The sequence below is a fragment of the Syntrophomonas sp. genome (assembly GCF_028707975.1).
Classification (GTDB): domain Bacteria; phylum Bacillota; class Syntrophomonadia; order Syntrophomonadales; family Syntrophomonadaceae; genus Syntrophomonas.
The window spans coordinates 1-4,193 of sequence record NZ_JAQVZX010000132.1; the positions used below are offsets into that span (position 1 = coordinate 1).

Annotated in this window: 3 protein-coding genes and 1 pseudogene; 3 read left to right on the top strand and 1 reads right to left on the bottom strand. The window is 45.0% G+C overall.

Going from position 1 to position 4,193, the window contains the following annotated elements; genetic code table 11:
• Nucleotides 1–528, bottom strand: a 528-nt coding sequence (locus PHP87_RS11025) for an NAD(P)-dependent oxidoreductase (RefSeq protein ID WP_299921321.1), incomplete at its 3' end; no start/stop codon positions are given.
• Nucleotides 529–856: 328 nt separating this feature from the next.
• On the opposite strand from PHP87_RS11025, the gene PHP87_RS11030 reads away from it, so the two are divergent.
• The 3 genes and pseudogenes from PHP87_RS11030 to PHP87_RS11040 form a co-directional block, all read left to right on the top strand.
• Nucleotides 857–1,633, top strand: a complete 777-nt coding sequence (locus tag PHP87_RS11030; RefSeq protein WP_299921323.1) for an ABC transporter ATP-binding protein — start codon at nt 857–859, stop codon at nt 1,631–1,633.
• A gap of 1 nt (nt 1,634) precedes the next feature.
• A complete protein-coding gene (locus tag PHP87_RS11035) occupies nt 1,635–3,314 on the top strand; it encodes a hypothetical protein (protein WP_299921325.1) in 1,680 nt (559 codons plus the stop codon).
• 614 nt (nt 3,315–3,928) lie between these two features.
• A pseudogene (locus PHP87_RS11040) lies at nt 3,929–4,193 on the top strand (stage V sporulation protein K); the annotation flags it as partial.

Sequence of the window (4,193 nt, forward strand, 5' to 3'; positions counted from 1 at the left end):
ATAGTAGATGACCTGGCAGCCGAATTCCCGAGCCACACCAGCCACCGCCCGGCCAATTGTACCCAGCCCGATAATTCCCCAGGTCTTTCCATAAAGTTCCCAGAAGGGGCGCCCCAGGTGGGTGAAAATTTCACTTTCCGCATACCGTCCCGATTTAACATATGAATCATAATAAGCGGGGGATTCCAGCAGGTAAAACAGCATCGCAAATGTGTGCTGGACTACGCTGTGGGTAGAGTACCCAGCTACATTAGTTACTATAATACTTTTACTGCGCGCATAATCCAGGTCAATATTGTTGGTACCGGTAGCAGCTGCACAAATCAGCTTAACCTGCGGTGCATATGGCAGGTTGGAACGATCCAGAACCACTTTGTTGGTAATGATTATTTCGCAATCCTTAATCCGCTCCGCTACCGTTTCGGGGGCAGTAGTGTCATAGACTACGACTTCGCCAAACTCCCTAAAAGCACTCAAATCGACATCTTCGCCCAGAGTCCTGGCATCAAGAATACATATTTTAGGCACATTGAATCCCTTCTTTCGTGTAATAATTCAGCACATTAATATAATATACCCTTTAAAAGCGCTTCCTTGCAAAAATACGCGCAACCGCATGTTGGCTGGGAAGTTCTCTAATCAGGGCAAATAGTATCTTACCCTTGGGATATCCAAAAGTAATCACAGGAATGCTTTATTACGAGGTTCGGCTTCTTTATAATAATTATAGTGGTTTTAACTAACCGCCATTATCTGGTTATAGTGGGAAGAAGGCAGGAAGTGGCATGATACAGGTGACAAGATGTCATCATACACGATACTATGGCCAATCATAACCCGAGGGAGGAAAGAAAGCATGATTAAGACAATGAACCTTACTAAAAACTATGGTAAGCTAACTGCGGTGAAGCAGCTTGACCTGGAGGTTAAATCCGGAGAACTGTTCGGCTTTTTAGGCCCTAATGGTGCCGGTAAGACTACCACCATTAAGATGATGGCGGGGATATTAACACCTACCCAGGGTCAGGTATTGCTGGATGGTATTGATGTTCATCGCAATCCGGTACAGGCCAAGTCATTGCTCGCTTATGTACCTGACCAGCCCAATCTCTATGAAAAACTTTCGCCTCGTGAATTCCTGTCATTCATTGCTGACATCTATCGTATGGACCGGACTACGGCAGAACGGCAAAGCAATCATTGGCTGGAGATTTTCAACCTGAGTGACCGGGCGGATGAGTTAATGGGCGGGTTTTCCCATGGGATGAAACAGAAGATGTCACTAATAGCAGCTCTGCTGCATGAACCAAGGGTAATATTTCTGGATGAACCTACGGTGGGCCTTGACCCCAGGAGTGCCCGCATGATTAAGGATTTGCTGCGTACTCTCTGTAAAAAAGGGGTTACCGTTTTTATGTCTACGCACATATTGGAGATAGCAGAGAGAATGTGTGACCGGGTAGGAATAATTCAGAACGGCCAACTCCTGGCTTTGGGCAGTATCGAGGAACTGAGAACGCGATCCCATCATGGTCAGTCGGCAGATAGGAGTTCACCCACCCTGGAAGATCTATTTTTGGAATTGACCGGCGGAGCTGAATACACTGAAATATCGCAAATGTTGGAGGAATGAAGTGAGGGAAGCTGCTTTAATATTAAAATATGACCTGTTGGCTATGCGTAACAGCCTGATTCAGGGCGGACTGAAAAAAGCTATACCCGGTATTATAGGTATTCTGGTTACGCTTATGCTGGCCTTTTTTATCGGCAGTGCCGGATACAAAATGACCCGCCTTACCAGGACTATTCTGGATAGCAACCTGGAAATGATGTATGCAATCGAGTTTAACCTTATTGCCGGTGCTTCCCTGGCCATTTTTGTGCTGTTATTGCTGGCCGGTTTCAGGGTGATTTATCAAAATTTTTATGAATCCGAGGATCTATTTTTCCTGTTGGCTACTCCATTGTCAACCGGCTCTATATTTGGGGTCAAGTTTCTGCACAGTTTCAATCAGAATCTGCTTATGCTTTTACCTTTCACCGGAGCTCTCTGGGTTGGCTATGGGCTGGGGGTAGAAGCCCCGCCGATATATTATTTTATTTCTTTCCTTACCCTGCTTCTGGCCAATGCCATTTTCACCTCACTGGCTTCACTACTGCTGCTCCTGATAAGTGGTCTAATCTCTTCACAGCAAATGAAACAGTTTTTAACGGTAGGCTCGATGCTGCTTACTTTATTAATAGTTTTAGGTTCTCAATATTATAGTTCATTTAGTATGAGAATGCGGGTAGAGCCGGATTCTCTGCTGGAAGTTGTTGCTGGCTGGAATTCAGGGGCTACCTCTTTGCTACCCCATATTTGGATAAGCAAAAGCTTGCTCCTAACTATTAATGGTTTCACATTTTCATTTATAGAATCACTTTTACCCCTGATCCTGCTTACTCTGGTAATGACTTTGGCCGCGTTGGCTCTGGCCCGGCGCAGCTTTATTTCCGGGTGGTCTTTCAGCCACGATTACGCTCCGACCCGCCACCCGGCCCGCAAAAGCACCCTCAGGATTTTTGGTGGTCTGGGCGGAGTTGTTAAGAAAGATTTGCTTACCTTCAAACGTTTACCATTGGTTTGGTATAACCTGCTGGTAGTCTTGATAATAATGGGGTTTATGGGTTTTAACCTGGCCTCAAATACTGGCGGATCAGTAAGTTTTACCCGGGGATTGCTTTTGTTTGTGCTTTTACTTATTACTGCTCAAATGGGAAGCAACCTGTCGATTTATGCTTTGAGTATGGAAGGAAGCTCCTGGTGGGTATTGCAGCAGTCGCCGCTACAACCTGCCGCTCTCTACCGGGCTAAACTATTATCAGCTTCGATTCCCAGTTTGCTAAACTCGATTACGGTGCTATTAGTGCTCTACCTGATTCCGGGAGTATCAATGTATCCCTGGTATTTCACCATACCAGTACTGGTGCTGTCTATTTCTCTATTTTCATCACTTTGCCTGTTGCTGGATATTTATGGACCGAATTTTGAAACTGGTCTTCCTCAAGGTGGTTCTTCACGTTCCCGTCGTTCGGCTCGCAGCGGCAAAATCCTGGGGGTCATGTTCCTATTAACTATAACTGTAGGATTAATATTTGCCCTTTTATCCTTTTCTTCCTATGCTAAGTTTCTTCCCGTTTTCTCTACCTTAAGCCCATCATTTCTGTACAGTATAGGAATTGCTCTGTTCCTGTTGGCAGTAACAGTTGGGGATTATATCTGTTATCAAATGGGTAAAAAGCAACTGGCTAAGCTTTTGACTGGTGAAAGTTAAGATTAGCCTGATAACCGTTGCCTTGTGTTTATTGGCTGTAGGTCTATGGATACCAGTTTCAGTTGCATCTCCTGCTTCAAATCCTCTATACCTTTGAACCAACATCCTGCCAAAACCATCTGGCGTTTAGGACTGTCTGTAGTAGTCCTAAACGCCGTTATCGTTAAGAGAGTTTGATTTAAAATGCCGAACAGGCCAACCTTTCTTCACAGGGAGCACGGGTAAACCTGGCACCGGTTCATAAACTCAAGGTCCTTGGATACGCTTTGTTTATGTTATTATTTTTTTAGGGAGGGCGATAACGTGCGGGTTAACCGTTTTGAATGGGATAGTATTAATAATGAACATATAGCCCGTCGCGCCTTGTATTGGGAAGAATAAATATGAACTTCAATATGCCAATTTTCGCTAATCGACAGAATCACTCCATGGCACCACTTTTATCTGTTTCTCATATAATATAACGAAATATGTTCTTCGCTTTTAAGCAACCGGGTTCCTATTGATAAAACAGCTGGCGGGTTTTAATCCCTGGTTCGTTGCAGCGCTCTCGTTCAAACTGCTCCGCAGTTTCTTCCGATGCTTAAACAGCTTTCTTGGGAAGTGGTGAAGGAATGGAAATATCGATGCGCTTTGCGGATATAAACCAGGAACGGGAACGAATCCTCTCATGCCCGGTGCCTGGTTATTTTCCCCGCAAAGATTCTTTTTTGGAACTAGAAAGACTAATTGGCCTGCGGGAAGTAAAAAGAACCCTGGCCGAGGTGGCGGCTTTTACCTTAATCCAAAACAGACGATCAGAACTACGGCTTAAATCAGACCCCACCGCCCTGCACATGGTTTTCAAGGGTAATCCCGGTACGGGCAAAACCACTGTAG

What these genes read in the sequence shown, in the direction of transcription:
- PHP87_RS11030 (WP_299921323.1), top strand. Translation starts at nt 857, where the DNA reads ATGATTAAGACAATGAACCTTACTAAAAACTATGGTAAGCTAACTGCG.